At 35.2% G+C, this 25,965-nt stretch carries 23 protein-coding genes; 16 read left to right on the forward strand and 7 right to left on the reverse strand.

Translation table 11 applies throughout. From position 1 onward, the window contains the following. The first annotated feature begins 95 nt into the window (after positions 1 to 95). Entirely contained in the window at positions 96 to 566 is a 471-nt protein-coding gene (locus ACFOWM_RS12295) for a single-stranded DNA-binding protein (RefSeq protein WP_379710568.1), read from the forward strand. 66 nt (positions 567 to 632) lie between these two features. Next, positions 633 to 3,587 carry a GH92 family glycosyl hydrolase gene (locus ACFOWM_RS12300; protein WP_379710570.1) on the forward strand — a complete coding sequence of 985 codons (2,955 nt, stop codon included), beginning with the start codon at positions 633 to 635 and terminating at the stop codon, positions 3,585 to 3,587. 162 nt (positions 3,588 to 3,749) lie between these two features. On the opposite strand, the gene ACFOWM_RS12305 is transcribed toward ACFOWM_RS12300, so the two are convergent. Further along, on the reverse strand, positions 3,750 to 5,246 hold the full coding sequence (locus tag ACFOWM_RS12305) for an amino acid permease (protein WP_379710572.1): 1,497 nt from the start codon (positions 5,244 to 5,246) through the stop codon (positions 3,750 to 3,752). A 136-nt stretch (positions 5,247 to 5,382) separates the two neighbouring features. On the opposite strand from ACFOWM_RS12305, the gene ACFOWM_RS12310 reads away from it, so the two are divergent. The 6 genes from ACFOWM_RS12310 to ACFOWM_RS12335 all read left to right on the forward strand — a co-directional run bounded on the left by ACFOWM_RS12310 (position 5,383) and on the right by ACFOWM_RS12335 (position 11,181). Beyond that, positions 5,383 to 6,972, forward strand: a complete 1,590-nt coding sequence (locus tag ACFOWM_RS12310) for a dicarboxylate/amino acid:cation symporter (RefSeq protein WP_379710574.1) — start codon at positions 5,383 to 5,385, stop codon at positions 6,970 to 6,972. A 16-nt stretch (positions 6,973 to 6,988) separates the two neighbouring features. Further along, positions 6,989 to 7,687, forward strand: a complete 699-nt coding sequence (locus ACFOWM_RS12315; protein WP_379710576.1) for a DedA family protein — start codon at positions 6,989 to 6,991, stop codon at positions 7,685 to 7,687. 3 nt (positions 7,688 to 7,690) lie between these two features. Then, positions 7,691 to 8,920, forward strand: coding sequence for an MFS transporter (locus ACFOWM_RS12320; RefSeq protein WP_379710578.1), 1,230 nt, complete (start codon positions 7,691 to 7,693; stop codon positions 8,918 to 8,920). A gap of 8 nt (positions 8,921 to 8,928) precedes the next feature. Further along, positions 8,929 to 9,933 (forward strand): glycosyltransferase family 9 protein, encoded by a 1,005-nt coding sequence (locus ACFOWM_RS12325; protein WP_379710580.1) that lies wholly within the window; start codon positions 8,929 to 8,931, stop codon positions 9,931 to 9,933. Between the two features lie 13 nt (positions 9,934 to 9,946). Next, complete coding sequence (locus ACFOWM_RS12330) at positions 9,947 to 10,492, forward strand: O-acetyl-ADP-ribose deacetylase (RefSeq protein WP_379710582.1); 546 nt, start codon at positions 9,947 to 9,949, stop codon at positions 10,490 to 10,492. Between the two features lie 161 nt (positions 10,493 to 10,653). Beyond that, the gene (locus ACFOWM_RS12335) at positions 10,654 to 11,181 is read left to right on the forward strand and encodes a DUF922 domain-containing protein (protein ID WP_379710584.1); all 528 of its coding nucleotides are present in this window, start codon (positions 10,654 to 10,656) and stop codon (positions 11,179 to 11,181) included. On the opposite strand, the gene ACFOWM_RS12340 is transcribed toward ACFOWM_RS12335, so the two are convergent. Continuing rightward, entirely contained in the window at positions 11,171 to 13,051 is a 1,881-nt protein-coding gene (locus ACFOWM_RS12340) for an Nramp family divalent metal transporter (protein WP_379710586.1), read from the reverse strand. The two genes, ACFOWM_RS12335 and ACFOWM_RS12340, sit on opposite strands and share 11 nt — an antisense overlap. Positions 13,052 to 13,220: 169 nt before the next feature. On the opposite strand from ACFOWM_RS12340, the gene glgP reads away from it, so the two are divergent. The 3 genes from glgP (at position 13,221) to ACFOWM_RS12355 (ending at position 16,614) form a co-directional block, all read left to right on the forward strand. Then, positions 13,221 to 14,876, forward strand: a complete 1,656-nt coding sequence (gene glgP / locus ACFOWM_RS12345; RefSeq protein WP_379710588.1) for an alpha-glucan family phosphorylase — start codon at positions 13,221 to 13,223, stop codon at positions 14,874 to 14,876. 77 nt (positions 14,877 to 14,953) lie between these two features. Further along, complete coding sequence (locus ACFOWM_RS12350) at positions 14,954 to 15,388, forward strand: acyl-CoA thioesterase (protein ID WP_379710590.1); 435 nt, start codon at positions 14,954 to 14,956, stop codon at positions 15,386 to 15,388. A gap of 11 nt (positions 15,389 to 15,399) precedes the next feature. After that, positions 15,400 to 16,614: an MFS transporter gene (locus ACFOWM_RS12355; protein WP_379710592.1), complete on the forward strand. Its 1,215-nt coding sequence runs from the start codon at positions 15,400 to 15,402 to the stop codon at positions 16,612 to 16,614. A gap of 48 nt (positions 16,615 to 16,662) precedes the next feature. Here ACFOWM_RS12355 and ACFOWM_RS12360 read toward each other — a convergent pair whose 3' ends face one another. The 3 genes from ACFOWM_RS12360 to gcvP form a co-directional block, all read right to left on the reverse strand. After that, positions 16,663 to 17,478 (reverse strand): DUF6263 family protein, encoded by an 816-nt coding sequence (locus ACFOWM_RS12360; protein WP_379710594.1) that lies wholly within the window; start codon positions 17,476 to 17,478, stop codon positions 16,663 to 16,665. A gap of 91 nt (positions 17,479 to 17,569) precedes the next feature. Beyond that, entirely contained in the window at positions 17,570 to 17,770 is a 201-nt protein-coding gene (locus ACFOWM_RS12365) for a cold-shock protein (RefSeq protein ID WP_379710595.1), read from the reverse strand. A gap of 217 nt (positions 17,771 to 17,987) precedes the next feature. After that, on the reverse strand, positions 17,988 to 20,885 hold the full coding sequence (gene gcvP / locus ACFOWM_RS12370) for an aminomethyl-transferring glycine dehydrogenase (protein WP_379710596.1): 2,898 nt from the start codon (positions 20,883 to 20,885) through the stop codon (positions 17,988 to 17,990). A gap of 242 nt (positions 20,886 to 21,127) precedes the next feature. On the opposite strand from gcvP, the gene ACFOWM_RS12375 reads away from it, so the two are divergent. From ACFOWM_RS12375 to ACFOWM_RS12395, 5 genes are all read left to right on the forward strand, one after another. After that, positions 21,128 to 21,628, forward strand: a complete 501-nt coding sequence (locus tag ACFOWM_RS12375; protein ID WP_379710598.1) for a TlpA family protein disulfide reductase — start codon at positions 21,128 to 21,130, stop codon at positions 21,626 to 21,628. A 20-nt stretch (positions 21,629 to 21,648) separates the two neighbouring features. After that, positions 21,649 to 22,134, forward strand: a complete 486-nt coding sequence (locus ACFOWM_RS12380; protein ID WP_379710600.1) for a YkgJ family cysteine cluster protein — start codon at positions 21,649 to 21,651, stop codon at positions 22,132 to 22,134. Positions 22,135 to 22,316: 182 nt separating this feature from the next. After that, on the forward strand, positions 22,317 to 22,850 hold the full coding sequence (locus tag ACFOWM_RS12385; RefSeq protein ID WP_379710602.1) for a hypothetical protein: 534 nt from the start codon (positions 22,317 to 22,319) through the stop codon (positions 22,848 to 22,850). A gap of 18 nt (positions 22,851 to 22,868) precedes the next feature. Beyond that, entirely contained in the window at positions 22,869 to 23,111 is a 243-nt protein-coding gene (locus tag ACFOWM_RS12390; protein WP_379710604.1) for a hypothetical protein, read from the forward strand. After that, complete coding sequence (locus tag ACFOWM_RS12395; RefSeq protein WP_379710606.1) at positions 23,080 to 23,460, forward strand: YkgJ family cysteine cluster protein; 381 nt, start codon at positions 23,080 to 23,082, stop codon at positions 23,458 to 23,460. The genes ACFOWM_RS12390 and ACFOWM_RS12395 overlap by 32 nt, the downstream gene beginning before the upstream one ends. Before the next feature lie 168 nt (positions 23,461 to 23,628). Here ACFOWM_RS12395 and ACFOWM_RS12400 read toward each other — a convergent pair whose 3' ends face one another. Together ACFOWM_RS12400 and ACFOWM_RS12405 are read right to left on the reverse strand one after the other, a co-directional pair. Continuing rightward, entirely contained in the window at positions 23,629 to 24,552 is a 924-nt protein-coding gene (locus ACFOWM_RS12400; RefSeq protein WP_379710608.1) for an MBL fold metallo-hydrolase, read from the reverse strand. A 189-nt stretch (positions 24,553 to 24,741) separates the two neighbouring features. Then, positions 24,742 to 25,962, reverse strand: coding sequence for an MFS transporter (locus tag ACFOWM_RS12405; protein ID WP_379710610.1), 1,221 nt, complete (start codon positions 25,960 to 25,962; stop codon positions 24,742 to 24,744). Positions 25,963 to 25,965: the final 3 nt, after the last annotated feature.

Genomic DNA, 25,965 nt, shown 5'->3' on the forward strand with positions numbered 1-25,965 from the left:
ATAATTATATTTGTCGCAAGTTCAACTGGCGTTAAACGCTTAAAGCATTTCAATACAACAATTAAACAGATACAACACTTTAAAAAAACACAGTTATGGTAAAATTACAAATTGTAGGAAACCTTGGTAAAGATTGCATTGTTAACAATGTTAACGGTAAAAACGTTATCAATTTTAGTGTAGCGCATACAGAGCGTTATAAAGATGCCCAAGGCAACCAAAAAGAAAAAACAACTTGGGTTGAATGTGCTTATTGGACAGAAAGAACCGCTATTGCACCTTATTTAATGAAAGGACAAATGGTATACGCTGAAGGTGCTCCAGAGGCTGAAGGTTATACCAATAGAGAAGGAAACGTGGCGGCTACTTTACGCATGAGGGTTCAAAATATACAATTATTAGGAGGTAGAAATGAAAACCAAGGTGGTGGCGGTACGCAAAGCCAAAATAGTTACGCTAATTCAAATGCTGGTAATGTAAATAATGCTGGTGGTACAGCTTCGCCAACGTATAAAGCACCATCGCCTGCGGCAAATATGCCTTTAGATGATGATTTACCTTTTTAATCAATAAGTCAGTTTATAAATTATCTTTAGCTCCTCAATTTGAGGAGCTTTTTTATTTTTATGATTATGATAATATCAACTTTTTGTAGAAAATGTTTAGTAACGGTAAGTTGTTTGGTGGCTATTACTTGCACAGCAATTGCCCAAGTAAATTATGCAAAACTAGTAAACCCTTTTGTGGGTACAGGTGGGCACGGGCATACCTACCCCGGTGCAACTTTACCACATGGTATGGTACAGTTAAGCCCTGATACTCGTTTAGAAGGTTGGGATGGTTGCGGTGGTTACCATTACGATGATCAATATATTTATGGGTTTACACATACCCATTTAAGCGGTACGGGCATACCAGACTATTGTGATATTTTATTAATGCCTATGGCTGGCAAACCAAGTGCTGACAATAAAGTGTATGGTTCTAGTTTTTCTCACCAAAACGAACAAGCTTGGGCTGGTTACTACAGCGTATTGCTGAACAAAGGCAATATTAAAACAGAATTTACAGCTACTGAAAGGGTAGGTATGCACCATTATACTTTTAGTAGTGATGATGATAACACCATTATTATTGATTTAAAACATAGAGATGAAGTTTTAGCCTCAACCCTCAAACTTGAAGATGCCTATACGGTAAGTGGTATGCGTCGCAGTAAATCGTGGGCACAAAATCAGTACGTTTATTTTGTTATTAAGTTTTCGAAACCTATTATCAATAAAGGATTATGGAATAATGAGCAATTAACAACGCTTGCTGTAAACAACGAAATTGATTCAAAAAATATCAAAGCATTTTTTCAATTTGATCTAAAAAAAGATAAAAACATTTATGTAAAAGTAGCTTTATCGCCAGTGAGTGTTGAAGGTGCTAAACGAAATTTAAATGCGGAATTACCGGGCTGGGATTTTCAAAAAACAACACTAGCCGCCATGGCAAAATGGAATAAAGCCCTTGGTAAAATTGAAGTGAAAGGTGATAAGGAGAAATTGAAAATATTTTATACTGCTTTATACCATACCGAAGTAGTACCCAATATTAATATGGATGTTGATGGGCAATATAAGGGCATGGATAATAATATTCATAAAGCTGTTGGGTTTACATATTATTCTGTTTTTTCATTGTGGGATACTTACCGTGGGGCACATCCATTGTATACCATTGTTGATCAACAACGAACGACAGATTATATCAAAACATTTTTAACGCAATATAAAGAGGGTGGAAGGTTACCAGTTTGGGAACTAGCATCAAACGAAACGGAATGTATGATTGGTTATCATAGTGTACCCGTTATTGCTGATGCATATGCAAAGGGTATTAACATTGGTAACCCAGCCATGGCATTACAAGCCATGCAACATAGTGCTAATTTGGACCATTTTGGTTTATCTTTTTTGAAGCAGCAAGCTGTTATTCAAAGCGATGATGAGCAAGAGAGTGTGAGCAAAACTTTAGAGTATGCGTATGATGATTGGTGCATTGCACAAACAGCAAAGTTATTGGGCAATACCAGTATTTACAACACTTTTATAAAAAGAGCACAAAACTATAAAAATGTATTTGATAGTAAATTGGGTTATATGCGCCCACGTAAAAATGGCGATTGGTTAAGTCCGTTTGACCCTAAAGAAGTCAACAATAATTATACAGAAGCCAACAGCTGGCAATACTCATTTTATATGCCTCAAGATGTTGGTACGTACATAAAAATGTTGGGTGGTGTTGATAAAATGGCGCAACAACTCAATACATTATTTACCACTACCACTGCTACTACAGGTAGGGAGCAAAGTGATATTACGGGGTTAATTGGTCAGTACGCACACGGAAATGAACCGAGTCATCATATCGCTTATTTGTATAATTATTGTAATGCGCCCAATAAAACGCAACAATTGGTACATCAAATTTGTTCGGAGTTTTATAAAAACACACCAGATGGTTTAATAGGTAATGAAGATTGTGGACAAATGAGTGCTTGGTATGTATTGAGTGCTATGGGTTTTTACCAAGTAACACCCGGTACAACATTATATAACATCGGAACACCTGCATTTGAGCAAGTATTGGTGCATTTAGAAAATGGTAAAACGTTTACTATTAAAGCCAATAATTTGAGTGGTAATAATTATTATGTTGGGCAAATAAAATTAAACAACGCCAACCAAACCATTGCTACTAATAACTTGCAAATAGATTATAAAGACATGATGAAGGGTGCAACTTTAGTTTTTGGTATGACGGATAAGCCTGCGTCAGCAAATATTTTTACCAATACCATGGTACCAACCATTAAAGAGGATGGTTTTGTTATAAACCCAATTATTGAGGGGGCAGGAACAAGTTTTAGAGGTAATAAAAATGTTGCTATTACTACTGTACAACCTAATTGTACAATTTATTATACAGAAGATGGAACTGTACCTACTACAAAAAGTGATGTTTATAAAAATGAGTTGATTATTAATAAGAGCTTGGCGTTAAAAGCTATTGCTGTTGATGATAAAGGCAATTCGAGTGCAATAACCACAGCCATTTATAAGAAGATAGATAATAATTGGACGGTTACTTTGAATAGTAAATATGAACAAATGTATGATGCCGGTGGTGCTGAAGGTTTGGTTGATGGTATAAGAGGTAGTACCAATTGGCGTAAAGGTAATTGGCAGGGTTATCAAAAAACTGATTTTAGTGCAATGGTAGATTTAAAAACGGCTACTAACATTAGTGAAGTAACCATTGGTTTTATGCAAGATACTAGGGCTTGGATTGTAATGCCAAAAGCAATAAAGGTTGAGGTTTCGTTAGATGGACAACAATTTACCACCATAGGTTCATTACAAAATATATTACCCATTGAAGATTTGGAGGCACAATTAAAATCAGCAGTAATAAAATGTAACCCTACTTCGGCAAGGTATGTACGGGTAACTGCTTTGCAATATGGTAAGTTACCAAGTTGGCACGAAGGTGCAGGAGGTGATACCCATATTTTTGTTGATGAAATAGAAATAAAATAAGCCGTTCATCGTGTTGAAAATTGAAAGAGCATTGTGTTGATTGATTTTAGGTAGTATGGATTGTAAATTTATTGTTACAATGAACCTTCGTTAAATAGTACTGTAAATTACGCCAATAAAAAAGCCCCATCATTTTTGATGGGGCTTTTCATATTTAATTATTTATTTATGATTGAGTTTACTGTGTTTCTTACTGTATAAGAAGTAAACTATGATACCTAAAATCATCCATGCGAAAGCAACGGTAAGGGTTTGAACATCAAGCCCAACAATCATTGCTAAACAAATTAATGCACCTAATATTGATACAACAGGTGCAAACGGTACCCTGAACGGACGTTCAATATGCGGCGCTTTAACCCTTAAAATCCAAACACCTAAGCTTACTAATACGAAGGCGAACAGTGTTCCAAAGCTGGTTAAATCACCTGCCACATGGCCTGGTACAAAACCTGCGAACAAACCAACAAAAATGAATAATATCCAATTGGCTTTGTAAGGCGTTTTAAATTTAGGGTGTAAGTCGCCAAATACTTTTGGTATTAAACCATCATTACTCATGGTGTAAAAAATACGGCTTTGTCCCATTAACATTACCAATATAACAGAACTAAATCCTGCTAAAATTGCAACTGTAACGGCTTGAGCCAACCAACCATAACCGGTCATAAAGTTACTAATAGCATAAGCTACTGATGCTTCTCTACCTTTTTCTGGATCAACAAAATCTTTCCAATTGGCTACACCTGTAAGTACGTGACCAAACAAAATGTATAAAATGGTACACACTACTAATGAACCTAAAATACCAATTGGCATATCTCTTTTAGGGTTTTTTGCTTCTTGCGCTGCTGTACTTACGGCATCAAAACCAATAAATGCAAAAAACACAATTGCAGCACCGCCTAATACACCACCCCAACCATGCTTGTTCCATCCACTATAATCTGCAATTACTTTACCAGCATTATCAGTTACCGATGCAGTATCAGCAGGTATAAAATATGGTGTATGGTTTTCTGGCTTTATAAACTGCCATCCAATAGCTATGAATATTAATACGATTGCCACTTTTACAAATACAATGATTGCATTAAAAATAGCACTCTCTTGTGTACCCTTAATAAGTAACAACGTAATTAAGAGCAATATTAATAACGCAGGCGCATTTACAATGCCTGAATGTAAAATACCAGCACTGTCGGTAAAACTTTCAAACGGGCTGTGGCACCATTCGTACGGTATTCGATTATCAAAAAGTTTATTTAAATATTCGCTCCATGCAATAGAAACGGTAGCAGCACCCAATGCATATTCCATTATAAGTGCCCAACCAATAATCCAAGCTACAATTTCACCCATGGTTACATAGCTGTAAGCATAAGCACTACCGGCAATCGGAATCATTGCTGCAAACTCAGCATAACAAAGGCCAGCAAATGCACAACCAATAGCTGCAATAATAAATGAAATGGTAACGGCTGGTCCAGCGGCTTGTCCGGCAGCTGCAGCGGTTCTTACAAACAAACCGGCACCAATGATAGCGCCAATACCTAGTGCTATTAAGTTGCCAGCTCCAAGGGTTCTTTTCAAACCCTTTTCATCATCTGCTGCTTGCAACAGCATTTGATCAAGCGATTTTTTAGCAAATAAACTCATAAAGTTTTTTAGTTTTTGTGAAATGAAACGGTAAATTAAGTAATAAATCTTTATAAAATCATACCACATATAAAATTGTAATTCACTTTCGTACAACAAGCATTAAATACTATATTGCAAAATATAACTATAGCGCATGCAGGTAAAAGAAACGAAACGTAATCATTTAACGCTTTACATTGGTATTGCATTGGTACTCGGTATTGTGGTGGGCTTTATTTTAAATACTTATTATGTAGGTAATGAAAATACGCAACTAGCAAATGCCGAAGCACAACAAAAGTTTTTGCACGACCAATTAAAAAAATACGAAACACCAACAGATACCATTGCTTACAATAAATTACAAGCTTTAAAAACAGCCGCTATCGTACAAAAAGTAGCAGCTGAAAAAAGCATTACACAATCTGATAATGGAACTGCCAATTTTGCTACAGTAAATAAATGGGCTGATTCAATCAAAAAAATTGAATCGAGTATAGCGATGTTGGTAGATACAACCAACCCTACCTACAAATCATTGGTAAAGCAACAAACATTATTGAGTGCACAAAAAGCCATTGTTTTAAAAGAAAGAGATAAAAAGCTTGATTGGTTCACCATTTTAGCAGATATATTTTTACGACTCATAAAAATGATTGTAGCTCCATTGGTATTTACCACATTGGTAGTGGGTGTTGCAAAGTTAGGCGATATAAGTGCTGTGGGTAGAATTGGTGGTAAAACGCTGTTATGGTTTATCACCGCATCATTAGTGAGTTTATTATTAGGTTTAATATTGGTAAACATATTTCAACCCGGTATTGCCATGCATTTGCCGTTGCCAGATGTTGGCGCAAGCTCAGGTGTAGATAAAGCCGCATTAAGCATTAAAGAATTTTTCTATCATGTATTTCCGGCAAGTGCGGTTGATGCTATGGCCAAAAATGAAATTTTGCAAATTGTAGTGTTCGCTTTATTTTTTGGTGTAGCTGCAGCAGCATTGGGCGATGTAGCAGCACCTGTTGTAAGAGCTTTAGATGCTATTGCACATATTATTTTAAAAGTAACAGGCTATGTTATGAAATTTGCACCACTTGCGGTGTTTGGTGCTATGGCTGCTATTATTGCTAAACAAGGCATAGGAATTTTAAAAACCTACTCTATTTTTATTGGTGAATTTTATTTTGGTTTGGCATTGCTTTGGGTAGTGTTAATTGTAGCAGGCGGTTTATTTATAGGTAAACGTGTGTTGAATTTAGTGAAACGCATAAAAGAGCCTGCATTAATTGCTTTTAGTACGGCTAGCAGCGAAGCAGCTTTTCCTAAAACGATGTTAGAATTGGAACGCTTTGGTTGCAAAAACAATATTGTAAGTTTTGTATTGCCACTGGGTTATTCTTTTAATTTAGATGGTAGTATGATGTACATGACTTTTGCATCGCTATTTATTGCACAGAGTTATGGAATTCATTTAGATATTGCTACACAAATAAGTATGTTATTGGTGCTCATGCTTACCAGTAAAGGTATTGCAGGTGTACCGAGGGCATCGTTGGTAGTTATTGCAGGTACGTTGGCTACTTTTAATATTCCAGAAGCTGGTTTGGCGTTGTTATTGGGTATTGATCCGTTGTTAGATATGGGTCGTAGCGCTACCAATGTAGTTGGTAACAGTATCGCTACCGCAGTAGTAAGTAAAATGGAAGGTGCTTTAACAGAAGCTCAACCACCATCCGATATTTAATTTTAATTTTTTTTACATGATAGATGTTGCTTTATTAGATTTTCATTGGACACAATTATTACAACCTCAATGGTATATTGAAAATGGGGGTTTGTGGTTTATTGTTTTTGTAGTATTTGCTGAAACGGGTTTATTTGCTGGCTTTTTTTTACCAGGCGATTCTTTATTATTTGTAACAGGTATTTATAGCGAAGATTTAGTGGCAAAAGGTTTACACATTAACAACACAGGTTCATTTTTAAGCTTGGTTATTTTAGGTGTACTTATATCAGCGGCAGGTATTATCGGTAACTATGTTGGGTATTGGTTCGGTCGCAAAAGTGGTCCATTTTTATTTGAAAGAAAAGATACCTTTTTCTTTAGAAAAAAATATTTACACCAAGCGAAAGATTTTTATGAAAAGCATGGTGGTGGTGCAATTGTAATGGCTCGTTTTTTACCAATTGTACGCACATTTGCCCCAATTGTAGCAGGCATAGTAGGTATGAATAAAACGAAGTTTGGCTTTTATAATGTAGTAGGGTGTTTTGCTTGGGTATTCACAATGTTATTTGCAGGGCATTATTTGCAACAGTTTTTTTTAAGTACCTATCAATTCGATTTAAAAGAACATTTAGAAGTTATTGTAATTGGTATTGTATTAGTCACCACTGCACCCGTTATTTTAAAATTGGTATTTGGTAAATCAAAACAAGCCACTCCTCCACAAGATTAATTTATGAACCAACAAAACACTACTACTAATAGTATTTTTAGTATGGCTGTTTTAGTGGCAGCCTTGGGTTATTTTGTAGATATATACGATCTACTACTTTTCAATATTGTACGGGTAGATAGTTTAAAGAGTATTGGTTTAGATGCCAATGCTATAAAAACGGAAGGTGAATTTATCATCAGTATTCAAATGTTGGGTTTGTTGGTGGGAGGTATAATTTGGGGTATTATGGGCGATAAAAAGGGGCGGTTGAGTGTACTTTTTGGTTCCATTATTTTATACAGTGTAGCCAATATTATCAATGGCTTTGTACAAACATCTCATCAATATGCGTTGGTTCGTTTTGTAGCAGGTTTAGGTTTGGCTGGTGAGCTTGGTGCAGGTATTACTTTGGTAAGCGAAATAACATCAAAAGAAAAAAGGGGCTTGAGTACTTCTTTAGTGGCAGGCGTTGGCTTAACAGGTGCTGTAGTGGCTTATTTTATTTCGCAGTGTTTTGATTGGCGTACTTGTTATTTTATTGGGGGTGGTTTGGGCTTTTGTTTGTTACTCTTACGCATTGCTGTATTTGAAAGTGGTATGTACGAAAAAGTAAAAACAATGCACATTGCTAAAGGTGATTTTAGTATGTTTTTTACTAATAAAGCTCGTTTTAAAAAATATATATTGGCTATTTTAATAGGCTTACCAACTTGGTATGTTATTGGTATTTTAGTAGCGTTTTCAAATAATTTTGGTGAACAAATGGGTATTGATGAACCTATTTTACCCAAAAAATCAACCATGTATGCCTATGTGGCTATTGCAGTGGCTGATGTGCTTATTGGCTTGGTAAGTCATTGGTTACAAAGTAGAAAAAAAGCATTGTACATTTTCTATATTTTCACCATCATCGCTATAGGTTTTTACTTTACACAAGAGGGTGGTTCTGCCGCACAAATGTATGCGATATGTGCTGCGTTAGGCTTTGGTACTGGCTTTTGGGCCATATTTGTTACTATGGCAGCAGAGCAATTTGGCACTAACTTACGAGCAACTGCTGCTACAACTATCCCAAATATGGTGAGGGGTGCACTACCATTATTGCTTTTAATTTTTAACGGGTTACAACATTTTACTACCTATGTAAAAGCTGGTTTGTACACTGGCATTTTGGTGATGGTGGTGAGTTGTATAGCAGCATATTTTACGAAAGAAACTTTTGGTAAAGATTTAAATTTTACGGAATCATAATTTACAAAGTGAAAAAGAAAATTTTAATTATACGAATGTCATCTATTGGTGATATTGTATTGGCTAGTCCGGTATTACGTTGTGTAAAAAAACAATTACCTGATGCCGAAGTACATTTTCTTACCAAGCAATCTTTTAAAATTGTAACAGCTGCTAATCCATACGTTGATAAATTTTTTTATTACGATGATAATATGGCTGAGTTACTACGAGTATTGAAACTAGAAAAATATGATTACGTTATTGATTTGCATAATAACATCCGTAGTAATAAAATAAAGCGTTCTTTAAAAACAACCACTTACACGATTAATAAATTAACCTTACAAAAATTTTTATTAACCCAACTCAATATTGATGTTATGCCTAACAGGCATATTACACAACGTAGTATTGATACCGTATTGCCTTTAGGTGTGCATGATGATGGGGGTGGACTCGATTACTTTATTGACCCTAAAGATGAAGTGAGTGATGATGATTTGCCCACAGGGCATTTAGCAGGCTATATGGTCATTGTAATTGGGGCTACTTATTTTACCAAACGTTTTCCGCAACATAAAATAATTGAGGTATGCCAACAAATTGATCATCCTATCATTTTATTAGGAGGTAAAGAAGATGCGGAAAGTGGTGCAACTATTGCCGCAACTGACCCCATTAAAATTTACAATGCTTGTGGCAAATTTAATATTAGTGAGTCGGCTGATATTATTAAAAAAGCCAAGTTGGTAGTGAGTAACGATACAGGTATGCAGTACATAGCATGTGCATTAAAGCGCCCTGTTATTGCTTTGTGGGGTGGTACTACACCTGATTTAGATGTGGAGCCTTACTATGGCAGTAATTTTATGAGCCATCAAACCAAACCCTTTTATGAAAATATAGTGCTTAATTTATCGTGCCAACCTTGTAGTAAATATGGTTTAAAAAAATGTCCTAAAGAGCATTTTAATTGTATGGAAAAAATTGAAGTAAGTAAACTGGTACAAAAAATAAAAGAGCGTTTGTAAAAATATTACAAAAATGATTATAGAAGTTTCTCCAACTAACATACAAGTTGTTAAAGGTGATATTACTAAAATAAAAGTAGACTGCATTGTTAATGCTGCTAATACTTCTTTATTAGGAGGAGGAGGTGTTGATGGCGCTATTCATAGAGCAGGAGGATCTGTTATATTAGAAGAATGTAGAAAAATTATTGCAAAGCAAGGTGGTTGTAAAGTAGGAGAAGCAGTTATTACCACAGCAGGAAACCTTCCATCAAATTTTGTTATACACACAGTTGGTCCAGTTTGGAACAAAGGCAATAATAATGAAAGGGAAAAACTTTCAAATTGTTATATGAACTCACTACAACTAGCTGTTGCTCATAACTGTAATACCATTGCTTTCCCTAGTATTAGCACAGGTGTTTACCGTTTCCCAAAAGATGAAGCTGCAAAAATTGCTGTAGATGCTGTATATAAATTTATTTCAAATACTTCACTAATTAATGAAGTAATATTTGTTTGCTTTGATGATGAAAACTATGCATTTATAAAAAGTCAACTTGCAACAAAAGGAATTTAAGCAACTGATTTTTCATGTAGTTGCTACAACTGTTAATTGAATACTAATTATAAAAGCTTTATCAGTAGCTCATGCATAAATACTGTTTTTTTGTGTATTAAATTTAAAGAGTAATGTATAGGTGTTGTACTATTTTTTTGTTGATGCTGTCAAATATGGTAATGGCACAATTTACCACCAATGTTTATTGGACGGAGCAAACCGATATGAATAGTAAAGATGTTATTTATTACAGTAAAAATAAGCCGCTGCAATGGCCCGATTTTAAAGGTACGCCACCACCACCTAGCCAAGTGGCTGCTATTACCGCCTCTGGCTTTGGTTACAAGGCTGATATGAAATCAGTTAATGGTAAGGGGCAAATTAACGTAGCTGTATATTGTTATTTCAGTAAAGGTAAATCGTGGGTGCGCCCTAATAAAATGACGACTTATATTTTAACCCATGAGCAACATCATTTTGATGCTACTTATTTAGCTGCTAAAATGTTTATCGATAAAGTAAAATCACTGAACTTAGATGGTGATAATTTCAACGAAGCCTTAAAGCGTTTGTACAAACAATGTTGTGATACTATGAACAAATTGCAACAAGATTATGATGGACAAACCATGAACGGTCAAAATGAAACGCAACAACAAAAGTGGAATCGTTTTTTTGATGAACGTATTGCCCTTGTTACAAAGTAACTACCAATACAGGTATTTTTAGTTCGTGTCGCACTGCATTTACTGTTTCGCCATATAAAATATCTTTTACACCAGAATGACCGTGGGCACCAATCACCAATAAATCAGCATCATTTAATTCAACCAAACGTACAATTTCTTTCACCCTATTTTTAAAACCTAAGTCAGTTGTAACATTGTAACCTTGGGCTTGTAATTGTTGTTGGTAATGGGCCAATTGTGCTGCATCTTTTTTCGTTTCATGGTCATCACTATCTGTGCCATGTAAATTTGCCGAAGCACTTTCTACAACGTGAATTAAAATAATGGTAGTGCTTTTATTCGCTTGTCCTAATGCAAACGAAATAATTTTATGGTCATCTTTTTTAAAATCAAGCGCCACTACTATTTTGTTATACACAGGTATTTGTAAAGGGGGTAATTCTACAGCAGCATCGTGTATTTCAATAGAGGTATGTTGTGTTTGTTTTATTTTTAAAAATGGGAAGATGATGATGTACAACAATATCGATCCAAAAAATAGCGCCCCCGCAATTATCAAAATTTTAGGTAGCAAAGCTGGCTCATTAAAAAATGGTAAAAACTCATCTGCCAGTAACTTAATATTTAATGAAACCAATACGGTAGCTATTAAACATGCGGCTACCTTGGTGGTATTGTTAATGGCGAACTTGCCCATTTTTTCTTTATTGCTTACAAAGTATATAAGTGGTATAATGGCGAACCCTAGTTGTAAACTCAATATAACTTGGCTCAATAGCAATAGCCATTCTACTTTACTTTCACCATACAATAATATCACAATGAGTGCAGGGGCAATAGCTACAAGTCTGGTTATTAGTCTACGTAACCATGGGTTAATGCGTAAACTTAAATATCCTTCCATAATAATTTGACCGGCCAATGTACCTGTAACAGTACTGCTTTGTCCGGCCGCAATTAATGCAATTGCAAATAGTATAGGGGCGGTGTTTCCTAAAAAAGAAGGTAATAATTGGTGGGCTTCTTTAATGCCAGCCACATCAGCATTTCCAGAATTATAAAAAACGGTGCCAGCCAGCACTAAAATACCAGCATTTACAAAAAATGCTAAGTTTAAAGCAATGGTTGTATCAACCCTATTAAATTTCAATGCTTGTTTAATACCAGCATCGGTTCTACTAATTTTTCGTGATTGTACTAAAGCGGAGTGTAAGTAAAGGTTGTGTGGCATTACTGTTGCACCAATAATGCTAATGGCAATATATAAAGCGTATTTATCTGGTAGCGATGGTACAAAGCCTTTCACCACTTCAGTTACATCAGGTTTGGCTAATATAATTTGTGCTAAAAATGCTAAACTGATGATGGCTACTAAAGCTATAATAAAGGCTTCCATTTTTTTAATGCCAGCTTTTTGTAAGTATAACAGTAAAAAAGTATCAAGCACTGTAATGCTTACACCCCAAATTAATGGTAGGCCAGTAAGTAGTTGAATGCCTATTGCCATACCCAATACTTCTGCTAAATCGCAGGCTGCTATGGCTATTTCAGCTAATAAGTATAAAATAAAATTGATGTACTTTGGGTAAGTTTCTCTATTGGCTTGTGCTAAATCTCTACCTCGTACAATACCTAACCTTGCAGAAAGGCCTTGCAGCAGCAATGCCATCAGGTTGCTCATGAGCAACACCCAAATTAAGGCATAGCCATATTTGCTACCACCAGCAATATCTGTTGCCCAATTACCAGGGTCCATATAACCCACACTCACTAAATAAGCTGGCCCTAAAAAAGAAAATAGTTTACGCCATTTTTTTTTGGGTGTAGTTGTATCAACACTATGGTGTACTTCACTTAACGATGTATCATCTAGGTGTTCTTTTTTCATATCAAACGCATCAAACTTCATTAAAATGAATAATAAACTTAGCCAAACCTAATATTTTATTTTCGTTAAAACAAATATTAATTCAGGTGTAAATACTTAACCGCAATCGTTTACAGGTTTTTTGAACCCTATTTTTCAATTATATTGCAGCAAACAAAAAAATTAAAGGATGAATTTTTCTAGATTTCAAGTCCCGTTTCCTATTGATGAACCTTATGCTAAAAAAGTGGCTTACTTTTCAATGGAGTTTGCAGTACATCAACCATTAAAAATTTATAGTGGTGGTTTGGGGTATTTAAGTGGTTCACATTTACGCAGCGCATATGAATTGCGTCAAAATTTAATTGGGATTGGTATTCTGTGGAAATACGGCTATTACGATCAAGCCCGTAATCCTGATCAAACATTAAATGTGCAATGGAACGAAAAAATATATAATTTTTTAGAAGATACAGGTATTAAGTTTCAAATTGAAATTCATGGGCACCCGGTATGGGTTAAAGCATTGTACTTAAACCCTGAAACGTTTAAAAGTGCACCATTGTTTTTATTGAGTACTGATTTACCTGAAAACGATTATGTATCGCAAACCATAACCCATCGTTTGTATGATGCTAATGTAGCTACCAAAGTGGCACAATTTATTTTGTTAGGGGTAGGTGGTGCAAAGTTGATTGATGAGTTAAATTTTAACCCTGATGTTTATCATTTAAACGAAGCACATGGTTTTAGTGCAGCATTTTATCTTTATAGAAAATTTGGTTTTAATAAAGAAGAAGTAAAGCGTAGGTTGGTATTTACTACACATACACCTGAAGAGGCTGGTAACGAAAAGCATAATTTAGATTTATGTTACAAAATGGGCTATTTCTGTGGTTTGCCATTAGAAGAAGTACGCCAGTTAACAGGTACTACTGGTGATCAGTTTGACCATTCATTATCTGCCTTACGTTTTGCAAGGTTGGCCAATGGGGTAAGTCAATTACATGGTGAAGTAAGTAGAAAAATGTGGAATAAATACGAAGGTATTTGTGAAATAAAAGCCATTACCAACGCACAAAACTGGCATTATTGGGCTGATAAGCAATTGTACAATTTTGCTGATACCCATAACGAAGCAGGTTTTATTGATAGAAAAAATTATTTAAAGAAAAGGGCTTTTGAAATTGTAAGCGACCAAGCAGGTAAAATATTTGATCCTAATGTATTAACCATTGTGTGGGCTCGTAGGTTTGCAGGTTATAAAAGAGCTGATTTAATTACAAGAGATAAAGAACGTTTCCGTGCATTAATGGCCAATACCAAATACCCTGTTCAAATTATTTGGGCTGGTAAACCTTACCCGGTTGATTACCCTGCTATTAATGATTTCAACTTTTTAGTAAACTTAAGTAAAGAGTTTCCGAATGTTGCTGTTTGTACAGGCTATGAGTTGGGCTTAAGCAAGCGTTTAAAGCAAGCAAGCGATATTTGGTTGAACAACCCTCGGGTGCCACGTGAAGCAAGTGGTACAAGTGGTATGACGGCCGCCATGAACGGCTCTGTAAACTTTAGTACACATGATGGTTGGATCTGCGAATTCATTAACCATGGTAACAATGGTTTTTTAGTGCCACCTGTTGATTACGAAAATATGAGTACGCCAGAGCAAGATGCTTACGATTTAGAAAAGTTATACGACATATTAGAAAATCAAATTTTACCTTTATACTACGAAAATCCAAATGTATGGCGTCAAATCGTTATCAATGGAATGAGAGATGTACGTTGGCAGTTTGATAGCAACCGTATGGCGAAAGAGTATTATGAAATAATGTATAAGTAAATAACAAATACGCATTTTTTACAAATCCTTTTTGCTTCGGTAAAAAGGATTTTTTTTATTATATAAAAAACGAAACCATGAACATATTCGAAAAAAGTGTAGAAATACGTTGGGCTGATTTAGATCCTAACTTTCATGTATTACATTCAAAATATTACGATTTTGGGGCTTATTGTCGTACTGCTTTTTTAATTGAAAATGGTTTAACCCCGATGATGATGGCGCAACTACAAATTGGCCCAGTGCTGTTTAGGGAAGAATGTATTTTTAAAAGAGAATTGGTTTTTGGTGATAAAGTAACCATTAATATGAAAGTTGAAAAACTTACTGCTGATTTTGGACGATGGTCGATGGTGCATGAAATATTTAAAAATGACAGCACTTTATCAGCCATTATAAATATAGATGGTGCATGGTTGAATACAGCTATTCGAAAATTAGCTGCACCACCAACAATTGTTCAAGCAATGTTTGACAAAGCGCCTAAAACCGATACGTTTACTATTATTTAAAGTAATTTCTTATGCTGGCTCGTACCATCAACTTATATAAAAATGCTTATAGTGGGCTCACCCAAAAAATTTGGTTGCTCAGTATTGTGATGCTCATCAATAGGTGTGGTACGATGGTATTGGCTTTTATGACCTTGTATTGTAGCCATTTAGGATTTACAGTTCAGCAAGGCGGCTTAGTGGTAGCAATATACGGCGTTGGTTCTATTACAGGCGGCTTTGTGGGTGGTAAATTAAGTGATAAAATTGGATTTTACTACATGCAAGTAGGTGCATTATTGTTGGGTGGTATAATGTTTATAGTGCTTGGACAAATGAAAACCTATACCTCCATTTGTATAGTAACTTTTTTGTTGAGTATGGTGAACGAAAGTTTTAGGCCAGCCAATGCAACAGCCATTGCTTATTATAGCAATGCCCAAAATAGAACACAATCTTTTTCATTAATACGACTGGCTATTAATTTAGGGTGGGGTATTGGTAGTGCTTTAGGAGGTTTACTAGCATCTATTAATTATCATTTATTATTTTGGGTAGATGGATGTACCAATATAGTAGCAGCTGTAATTTTATTATTCATTTTACCTTTTGTGTCAAAAGCTCAACAACAGCAAACCGTAGGCGTTCATGATGAACACACAAAAGAGCAAACATCACCTTTTAAGGATACAAAATTTTTATATTTTTTATTGTTTAAATTATTTTTCGCATCCTGCTTTTTTCAAATATTTACAACGGTACCTATTTTTTTTAAGAGTGATTTACATCTCTCCGAATTTGATATTGGTTTAATTATGTCTGCCAATGGGGTATTAATAGCGCTTTTTGAAATGGTAATTGTGTTTAAATTAAATGGTAAACGCCCTTATTTATTATTAATGAGTTATGGAGCTGTATTAATGAGCGTATCATTTTTAATGCTTAATATTCCGTTTTTAAATAGTTTTTTAGTGGCTACCATGGCAGTACTTACCATTACAGTTGCTGAAATGATTGCTATGCCCTTTATGAATAGCTTTTACATTGAAAGAAGTTCACAAAAAACAAGAGGGCAATATGCAGGCATGTACACCATGGCTTGGAGTGCAGCGCAAGTAATAGGCAGCAGCACAGGGGCTTTATTTGCCAACCATTTTGGTTTCGTTAATTTATGGTTTGTGGTGGCGTTGTTTTGCATGTTTGCTGCGGCAGGTTATTATTGGTTATTAGGTTACAAATCTGCATAAAAAAAGCCTTCAATTATTTGAAGGCTTTTTTTTAATATGATAATATTTTTATTCAGTAATAGTGGTATTATTAATTTTCATTGTAATAGGCACTGATTGCCCCATTACATCAATAGAACCATTTACTTCACCTTTGCTTGTATTCTTTTTAACTATACTGTTTGTAGTATTCACTTCAATAGCTGCATCAGTAGTACCATTAATAGTAATTTCCATTTGCATGCCTTGTGTTTCTTTGCTCATAGTACCTTTTACAACTGTAGTTACATTTAACGTAGCTACATCAGCATTCAAGCTTTTATATTGAATGGTTTTAATTCTTTTCATTCCTGCTTCGCTAGAAGAATCAACCCATGAATCACCTACTTTTTTACCAGCAGGTATTACAAAAAATGTGTTGCTTACAATTGATTCAGCAGAGTTACCACCTGCAGAAGCCATTACTTCTTTCATAGGGTTACCATCTTCTTCATCATTTTTATTTTTACTAACAACCACACCATTATTTTTATTTAGTATCAGTTCAATGGCTTTGTTTACGTTTTTACCTAGTTCTTTTCCAATTTCAGAATCAAGATCTTCTTTTTTATCAGAGTCAAAATTCATGCTTTGCCCCATAGCATCTTGACTACTTTTAAGTTTAGTATTGGTGCAAGTGATATTGTATTTATCACCATCTACACTCACTACATTAATTACACTTGTTGCGCTAGCTTCTGATTTCATAGAACCTGCCATACTCATATCCATATCCATGTTGTTGGTAGTAACAACCGTGATTTTTTTTCCAGCTTCTAACTTAATGTTTTGTGCTTGTGTTGTATACACAGCAACTAAAGAAGCTATCAATAAAATTTTTTTCATTGCAGTTTTTTTGTTTATTCAAAAGTAATGGCTTTTACGATATAAAAAAAGCCACCTTGATGGGTGGCTTTTAAAACTGATAAAAATGATATTATCCTATAACTGTTACATTAACAGCATTCATTCCTTTTTTACCATTCTGTAATTCGAACTCTACTTTATCACCTTCCTTAATTTCGTTGTTCAAACCACTTACGTGTACGAAAGTTTCTTTGTCAGAATCGTCGTGCTTAATAAATCCGAATCCTTTTTCTGAGTTGAAAAACTTTACGGTTCCTTGATTTTTGTCCATTTTGTTTATTTGTATTGTATTATTAAAGCGCAAATATAGGGTATTTAAAACGAAAGGCTGTTAAAGCTTTTAATACAGCAAATTCAAATGTTGTAACGTGTTGGTTGATAGTATATTAAACCAATATAGTTTTTTATTATTAGTTGTAGTAAGTATCAATAAATAAAAACGACCTTTTTTTTAAGGTCGTTTTTTTATACGTTATAAATTGTGAAAACTAGGCTGTTGCTGTTTCAGCATAAGCACTTACAGGTTCACATGTACAAATTAAATTTCTATCGCCGTAGGTATTGTTTACCCTGCTGATGCTTGGCCAAAATTTATTTTCTTTTACATATGGTAAAGGAAAAGCAGCTTGCTCTCTGCTGTAAGGTCTTGACCAATCATTAGCCATTACAACAAATTGAGTGTGTGGTGCATGTTTCAACACATTATCAGCTTTATCGGCTGCACCATTTTCAATGGCAGCAATTTCTTTACGAATACTTAATAAGGCATCGCAAAAACGATCAAGCTCCGCCTTGTCTTCACTTTCTGTTGGTTCAATCATAATAGTGCCAGCAACAGGGAATGATAAAGTTGGTGCATGGAAGTTGTAATCCATCAAACGTTTTGCAACATCTTCAGCCTCAATACCTGCGCTTGTTTTAAACGGACGTAAATCAACAATAAACTCATGGGCACAAGTACCATTTTTACCGGTGTACAAAATTTTATAATCGTTTTGCAAACGGGCTTTCATGTAGTTAGCGTTTAAAATAGCATATTCTGTGCTCTTTTTTAAACCATCTGCACCCAACATTTTTATATAGGCATAACTAATTAATAAAATGCTGGCGCTACCATAAGGAGCAGCACTCACCGCATGTGTGGCAGTTGCAGCTGTGTTAGCAACACCTTTAATTACATGGCCTGGCAAAAACGGTTTTAATTTGTCGTTTACACCAATAGGGCCCATGCCAGGACCGCCGCCGCCATGCGGTATTGCAAAAGTTTTATGTAAGTTTAAGTGACAAACATCTGCACCAATTAATCCGGGGCTAGTTAACCCAACCTGCGCATTCATATTAGCACCATCCATATAAACTAAACCGCCATTATCGTGAATAAGTGCACAAATATCTTTAATGGTTTCTTCAAATACGCCATGTGTACTTGGGTAGGTGATCATTAAGCCTGCTAAGTTATCCTTGTGTTTTTCAACTTGTGCTTGCATATCAGCCATATCTATATTACCAGCATCATCACACTTGGTTACTACCACTTTAAAACCAGCCATTACAGCACTTGCAGGGTTGGTGCCGTGTGCAGAAATAGGAATTAAAATAATGTTTCTATGTTTTTCATTTCTATGTTCGTGATAAGCCCTAATGGTTAACAAGCCTGTGTATTCACCTTGAGCTCCGCTGTTCGGTTGTAGGGATGTTGCTGTGAAGCCAGTAACATTGCTCAACCAATTTTCGAGCTCAGTTAAAATTTGTTGGTAACCTTTCCATTGGTCAGCCGGTGCAAACGGGTGTATATTGCTGAACTCAGGCCAGCTTACTGGAATAAGCTCTGTTGCTGCATTTAACTTCATGGTACAACTACCTAATGAAATCATTGAGGTGTTTAAACTCAAATCTTTATTTTCAAGCGATTTAATGTAACGCAGCATTTGGCTTTCGCTTCTATGCGAATTAAATACAGGGTGTGTTAAAAAGCTTGATGTACGGGTAAGGGCTGTAGGGATGTTGGTTAACAATGTATCGTTACTAAAACTAGCTTCAGCAGTATCTTTATGAATGGCTTTTGCAAATATGTGCAAAATATCAAGCACATCGTTTTGCGAAGTAGTTTCATCTAAACTAATTAAGATGTTGGTTGGCGTATAAAAGAAATTTACCTCTGCTGCCAATGCTTGTGTTCGTACCGCTTCTATAGCTTCTGTTTTAATTGAAATGGTATCGAAGTAAAATTGGTTTTCGTTGTGGAAACCCATAGCAGCAAGCTCATCACTCAATGTTTTGGTAAGTAAGCTTACTCTTTTTGCAATATTTTTTAAACCATCTGCACCATGGTATACGGCATACATGGCCGACATGTTTGATAACAACGCTTGCGCTGTACAAATATTACTCGTAGCTTTTTCACGACGAATATGTTGCTCACGTGTTTGCAATGCCATACGCAAACAACGGTTGCCTTGTGCATCAATAGAAACACCGATAATACGACCTGGAATATTACGTTTAAATTCATCTTTTGTGGCAAAAAAAGCAGCATGTGGTCCACCAAAGCCCATTGGCACACCAAGGCGTTGAGCACTTCCAATAGCAACATCAGCCCCTAATTCACCAGGAGCAGTTAATAGGGTAAGGGCTAATAAATCGGTTGCCATTATCACCATAGCATTCACTGCATGTGCTGCATTTACAAAGTTTCTATAATCTTCAATAGAGCCATTGCGGTTTGGGTATTGAACGATGGCACCAAAATAAGTATCATCTAACACTGCAGTTTTATAATCACCAAATACCAGTTCAACACCAATAGGGATGGCTCTTGTAATTAAGATGTCTTTTGTTTGAGCAAAAATATTTTCGTCAACAAAAAACTTTGGCGACGTAATATGATCTGTATTTTTATTTTTATGGTTGAGCAACATGGCCATGGCTTCTGCTGCTGCAGTACCCTCATCTAACAAACTAGCATTGGCAATAGGCAAGCCCGTTAAATCAGCCACCATGGTTTGAAAGTTTAATAAACTTTCTAAACGGCCTTGTGCAATTTCAGCTTGGTAAGGGGTGTATTGTGTATACCAACCTGGGTTTTCAAAAACGGTACGCAAAATAACTGATGGTACAATTGTGCCATAATAGCCTTGTCCCATGTAAGTTTTGTATACTTTATTAAGGGCTGCTACTTTTTTAAGTTCAGTAAGGTATTGGTATTCGCTTACTGGGTTACCTGTTTGTAGCGGCTCTTGAGCTCTAATAGCTGCTGGTACTGTTTGTTCAATGAGCGTATCTAAGCTAGCAACACCAATGGTTTCAAGCATTTCTCTCGTTTCTTGCGCATCTGGGCCAATATGCCTGCGTACAAATTCTTGCTGTTGTTGTTCAAAAAGATTCATGGTGCTTATTATGATTTTTTAAAAGATGAGGATCACAAAAGCAAATGGTTGTAAGTTGTACCATGTAAGTGGTAATTTTAAAATAAAACCTGTCACTTTTAATGATTTGCGTTGCAAATTTACAGCAATGAGGCTAAATTAATTGTCGATACATGGAACAAGTTTATTTAATTTAGATTTGTGGAAAAGAAAGCCTAAAATGGTGAAAACATCATTTAAACGCCCTATAAAAAAGTATGCTTATGAAACAAATAACACTGTGGTTGGTAATTTTAATGGTTGGTTTAAAAGCGATTGCTCAGGTTGAAAAGGTAAAGTTTGGTGATGTTATGCCGGCTTTTAGCTACACTGATGAAAATGGCGTTTTGGTAAAAAGTAGTGCTTTAAAAAATAAAGTGGTGTTGATTAATTTTTTTGCAACATGGTGTGGTCCTTGTTTACAGGAGTTGCCTTTAATAACAGAAAAAATTTGGCAACCTTATAAAAATAATGAACGCTTTGTATTATTAGTTGTGGGGAGAGACCATACCCTGCAAGAAGTGAGCAGTTTTAAGGCAAAGAAACAATTGCCTTTTCCTTTATATGCCGATAAGGGTAAGCCGATTTACAATTTGTTTGCCACCCAATACATACCACGTAACTATTTAATAGATACTAACGGAATAATTATTTACACTTCAATAGGTTTTGAAGCAACTGAGTTTGAAACAATGCTAGCCTTATTAAAAAAACGCCTTCAATAAAACATTTACCTATTTACTTAATGGACAATCAAAAATTACTGACCAACTGGCAAAAAAAATCGCTTGAAAGGGCTAAGTTGTATAAAAAACATTTACACCGTGCAGATAAAAAAACAACCCTGAGGGCTTTGCCAGCCTTACACGAAGAAGCATTTGAACATATTAATTGTTTAACCTGTGCCAATTGTTGTAAAAATTATTCGCCCCGTTTTAAAACCACTGACATAAAACGTATTGCTAAATTATTGCAAATGAAAGAGGGTGTGTTTATTGAAACGTATTTGTTGTTAGATGCTGATGGTGATTATGTTGCAAATGCACAACCTTGTCCGTTTTTAGGTGATGATAATTTTTGTAGTATTTATGAAGATAGGCCAAGTGATTGTGCTCGTTTTCCTTACACTGATGAAGATGTTATTATTAAGCGACAAGAAATTACTTTGAAGAATGCTACTTTTTGCCCAGCTGTATATTTTGTGTTGGAGAAATTGATGGAGAAGAAATGAGTAGGGAATGAGGAATTATGAGTTGGAGAGAAGAGTAATATTTTATAAATTTAAGTATAACATTACAAACATTTATGCATTTTATTTAATATCAAATATTTTATAATAGTGATTTAAATCACAACATAATACATAATGTAGTTTTAAATTCATACATTATTTTGAATTTAAAAATGTACTACATGAAAAAATATTATTTTGTAATAATTTTTATCGGTTCGTCATTCATTTTTTTTAGTTGCAAAAAAAGTAAAATAATTGAAGATCAACTACCCCCCATTACACAGGTAGGCGCTAATACCTTTGGTTGCCTTATTAACGGTAAATTATACACACCTAAAGGATTTGAACAAAACAAGCCCAATTTTGATATGATTGTAGATCCAAATAATAACGGTAATGTAGATATCAGAACTTTTAGAAAAGATGGTTTAAAAACTTCAAGTTTATCCTTTAGTTGTTTTAATATTTTTAGCTCTGATATATTTATTTTACCATTTTCAGATATTTTCCCAAATTATATTGACGATATTAATAGTAATGTATGCTACTTCGTTAGTTCTCAAAATAATTTTCGAAAAGGTAGCTTAAAAATAACAAGATATGATTTAACAAATAAAATAATTTCAGGAACTTTTGAATTTACACTTTTTGATTCCACTATTTCTTGTGATACAATTCATATAACTCAAGGTAGATTTGATAAAAAATTTTAAATAAAAAATTTGTATACTATGAAACATTTTTTGATAATATGTTGCCTTTTTACTGCTACACAAGTAAAAGCACAAACTGACACAACCAGCCGTAGCGAATTAGCTTTTTTATTTGAAAACCTTGTACCAAGTAGCAGCCTTACAGGTTATTTAATAGAATGGGGTACTAATATGACAGATAAAGATGATTTAAATGGTTTAATAACAGATAGTAATTTTGTAAATAACCTTGATTTGGTTCGTACACGAAGAAGCATTTGAACATATTAATTGTTTAACCTGTGCTAATTGTTGTAAAAATTATTCGCCCCGTTTTAAAACCACTGATATTAAACGTATTGCTAAATTATTGCAAATGAAAGAGGGTGTGTTTATTGAAACGTATTTGTTGTTAGATGCTGATGGAGATTATGTTGCAAATGCACAACCTTGTCCGTTTTTAGGTGATGATAATTTTTGTAGTATTTATGAAGATAGGCCAAGTGATTGTGCTCGTTTCCCTTATACTGATGAAGATGTTATTATTAAGCAACAAGAAATTACTTTAAAGAATGCTACTTTTTGCCCAGCTGTATATTTTGTGTTGGAGAAATTGATGGAGAAGAAATGAATGGTGAATGCAGAATGATGAATGCAGAATGATGAATGCAGAATGATGAATGCAGAATGATGAATACAGAATTAAGAGTGATGAATGCAGAATGATGAATTTGTTTAGTTAATATGTCAAAAAAAGCCAACGATTTTCGTTGGCTTTTTTTAGTTTAAGGTGTTGTTATTAGTTGGTTGTAGTAGTTTGTTGTATCGGTGGGTTGAGCTCCGTCCAAGCGGCTTCTAATGGGCGGTTAATGCCATCGCCGGTCCATTCTGGTGAGCCTTCAATAGTGGTGGTGTTTTTTAAAAAATCAGCTTTTGAAACGCCATCTTTAATGGCTTTTTTGGTTACTGTAAGTACGTTTTGTAAGTAGGTTTTAAACGCTACAATATCTGTTTTGTTGATGATGATATCGTAACCTTTACCTGCATGTCCGCACACATACACGGTTTGTTCATTAAAATGTTTGGTGGCTTTATCGAGTGTTTGAATCCATTCGGTAATATTGGCACCACCTGCTACATCAACAAATGGGTGGCGGCGGTTAAACACTAAATCGCCTACATGTACAATATTGGCTTTTGTAAAATGAACAAAACTATCGCCATTGGTATGGCCACGACCAAAGTAATGTAATGCTAATGTTTCATCATCAAACTTTTTATTCCACGTTTTTGTATAGGTTTCATCGGGAAAAAGTTGTTTGTCTTCATTTTTATTTTTTTGCGCTACTGCTATTTGGTTCGCCTTTGAGTTTTCGTGTGCTACTACATGCGCTACCAAATTTTTAAAAGCAATATTACCAGCGGTATGGTCGCCATGGTGGTGTGTATTTACGAGCAATTGAAAAGGTTGATCGTTTTTTGTTTTTAAGGCTTCAATACAATGTTGTGCCGTATCAGGAAACTGAGCATCTACCACAATATTGCCCGTTTTACCAATCATAAACAAAATGGTGCCGCCTTTCTCTGTAAAAACACCGATGGTATCTGTCAACATTTTTATGTTGTAAGTAGGGTCGTTTAAAAAAGAGGCTAATGTACTTTTGCTTAACAATGCTAATGCACTTAAGGTAAGGCCGTTTTTTATGAAGGATCTGCGTTGCATAAAATATTATTTAAAGTTTAAGGTACAACTTTTAGTTAAAAAGATGTTGCAACATCAAAAGATGATAGATAATAAAATGATGAAAGGCTGGCGGATAGCAGCGGCACCGAATGCGCTGCGGCGCAGAAGGTACAGCGTATAGCCGCTTATTAGTTGATACTAGCACAACTGTACATAGCCCCAACCAAATTAATATTCAATTTTTTTAAGATGCGGAAAGCCAAGCCAAGTGCCTATTACCACTACAACAGACATGGCACCGCCAAATACAACTGCAGGTAAAGTACCCATTACTTTTGAGGTAATACCGCTTTCAAATTGTCCTAACTCGTTAGAGGAGTTAATAAAAATCATGTTGATAGATGAAACCCTACCCCGTAACGCATCTGGCGTATACAACTGTGCAATGGTACCTCTAATTACTACGCTAATACCATCGCAAATGCCAGCTAATGCTAAAGCGGCAAAACTGAGCCAGTATACTTTAGAAAGGCCAAATACAATGATGAAGATGCCGAAGCCAGCAACGGCCAATAGCATTTTTAAGCCTTGCTTTTTTTGCATAGGTACTACGAGTAAAATCAACACACTTATGAGGGCGCCTATATCCATAGCTGCATTTAAAAATCCGTAACCAATGGCATTTGTATGGAGCACATGCTCAGCAATTTCAGGAATAAAGGCAACGGCGCCGCCAAAAAGTACTGCAAACAAATCAAGCGATATTACGCCTAACATCGTTTTATTATTGTATACAAATTGAAAACCTTGTTTGATAGATGTTAATACAGGCTCACGTTTTTCAACAAATACAGGTGGCTTGGCTTTAATGTTTATAGCACAAATACTTGCAATAATTAGTAGGGCTGCACTAATAAAATATGCATTTGAAATACCGGCTAATGCAATAAATAAACCGCCAGTAGCATGGCCTGTTATGGAAGCTACTAAATAGCTTGATGAATTGAATGAAATGGCTTTTTGTAAAGCATCTCTTGGTACAATAGCCGCAATCATACTATTGGAGGCTGGTGAGGCAAACGATCGTATAATGCCCGTGCTAAATACCACCAATAAAATGCAACTTATTTGTGCTGTATTACTGAGTTGAAAATAGGGTAAGCTGGTTAAGGCTAAACCAACTGCACAACATAGGTAAAATATGTACGATGTGGAGAGTACCTTTTTTTTATCATGCGTATCAATATAATGACCGGCATACATAGCTGTAAGTACAGCAGGTAAAAACTCGGTTAAGCCTGCAACCCCTACCATATAAGTGTTGGCTAAATGAAATACTTGGTAAATAACAATAGTTGAAATCATACGTACGCCAAGTGTATACGATAATTTTGCACCGATGAAATACCAAAACTCTGTAGGTAAAGCTGCTTGTTTTTTGTTGGCCATGTA

This window comes from Ferruginibacter yonginensis (assembly GCF_042651465.1).
In the GTDB taxonomy this organism is placed as follows: domain Bacteria; phylum Bacteroidota; class Bacteroidia; order Chitinophagales; family Chitinophagaceae; genus Ferruginibacter; species Ferruginibacter yonginensis.

Coding starts and splice junctions, on each gene's coding strand:
- ACFOWM_RS12295 (WP_379710568.1), top strand. CDS start 96: ATGGTAAAATTACAAATTGTAGGAAACCTTGGTAAAGATTGCATTGTT.
- ACFOWM_RS12300 (WP_379710570.1), top strand. CDS start 633: ATGATAATATCAACTTTTTGTAGAAAATGTTTAGTAACGGTAAGTTGT.
- ACFOWM_RS12305 (WP_379710572.1), bottom strand. CDS start 5,246: ATGAGTTTATTTGCTAAAAAATCGCTTGATCAAATGCTGTTGCAAGCA.
- ACFOWM_RS12310 (WP_379710574.1), top strand. CDS start 5,383: ATGCAGGTAAAAGAAACGAAACGTAATCATTTAACGCTTTACATTGGT.
- ACFOWM_RS12315 (WP_379710576.1), top strand. CDS start 6,989: ATGATAGATGTTGCTTTATTAGATTTTCATTGGACACAATTATTACAA.
- ACFOWM_RS12320 (WP_379710578.1), top strand. CDS start 7,691: ATGAACCAACAAAACACTACTACTAATAGTATTTTTAGTATGGCTGTT.
- ACFOWM_RS12330 (WP_379710582.1), top strand. CDS start 9,947: ATGATTATAGAAGTTTCTCCAACTAACATACAAGTTGTTAAAGGTGAT.
- ACFOWM_RS12335 (WP_379710584.1), top strand. CDS start 10,654: ATGGCACAATTTACCACCAATGTTTATTGGACGGAGCAAACCGATATG.
- ACFOWM_RS12340 (WP_379710586.1), bottom strand. CDS start 13,051: ATGAAAAAAGAACACCTAGATGATACATCGTTAAGTGAAGTACACCAT.
- glgP (WP_379710588.1), top strand. CDS start 13,221: ATGAATTTTTCTAGATTTCAAGTCCCGTTTCCTATTGATGAACCTTAT.
- ACFOWM_RS12350 (WP_379710590.1), top strand. CDS start 14,954: ATGAACATATTCGAAAAAAGTGTAGAAATACGTTGGGCTGATTTAGAT.
- ACFOWM_RS12355 (WP_379710592.1), top strand. CDS start 15,400: ATGCTGGCTCGTACCATCAACTTATATAAAAATGCTTATAGTGGGCTC.
- ACFOWM_RS12360 (WP_379710594.1), bottom strand. CDS start 17,478: ATGAAAAAAATTTTATTGATAGCTTCTTTAGTTGCTGTGTATACAACA.
- ACFOWM_RS12365 (WP_379710595.1), bottom strand. CDS start 17,770: ATGGACAAAAATCAAGGAACCGTAAAGTTTTTCAACTCAGAAAAAGGA.
- gcvP (WP_379710596.1), bottom strand. CDS start 20,885: ATGAATCTTTTTGAACAACAACAGCAAGAATTTGTACGCAGGCATATT.
- ACFOWM_RS12375 (WP_379710598.1), top strand. CDS start 21,128: ATGAAACAAATAACACTGTGGTTGGTAATTTTAATGGTTGGTTTAAAA.
- ACFOWM_RS12380 (WP_379710600.1), top strand. CDS start 21,649: ATGGACAATCAAAAATTACTGACCAACTGGCAAAAAAAATCGCTTGAA.
- ACFOWM_RS12385 (WP_379710602.1), top strand. CDS start 22,317: ATGAAAAAATATTATTTTGTAATAATTTTTATCGGTTCGTCATTCATT.
- ACFOWM_RS12390 (WP_379710604.1), top strand. CDS start 22,869: ATGAAACATTTTTTGATAATATGTTGCCTTTTTACTGCTACACAAGTA.
- ACFOWM_RS12400 (WP_379710608.1), bottom strand. CDS start 24,552: ATGCAACGCAGATCCTTCATAAAAAACGGCCTTACCTTAAGTGCATTA.
- ACFOWM_RS12405 (WP_379710610.1), bottom strand. CDS start 25,962: ATGGCCAACAAAAAACAAGCAGCTTTACCTACAGAGTTTTGGTATTTC.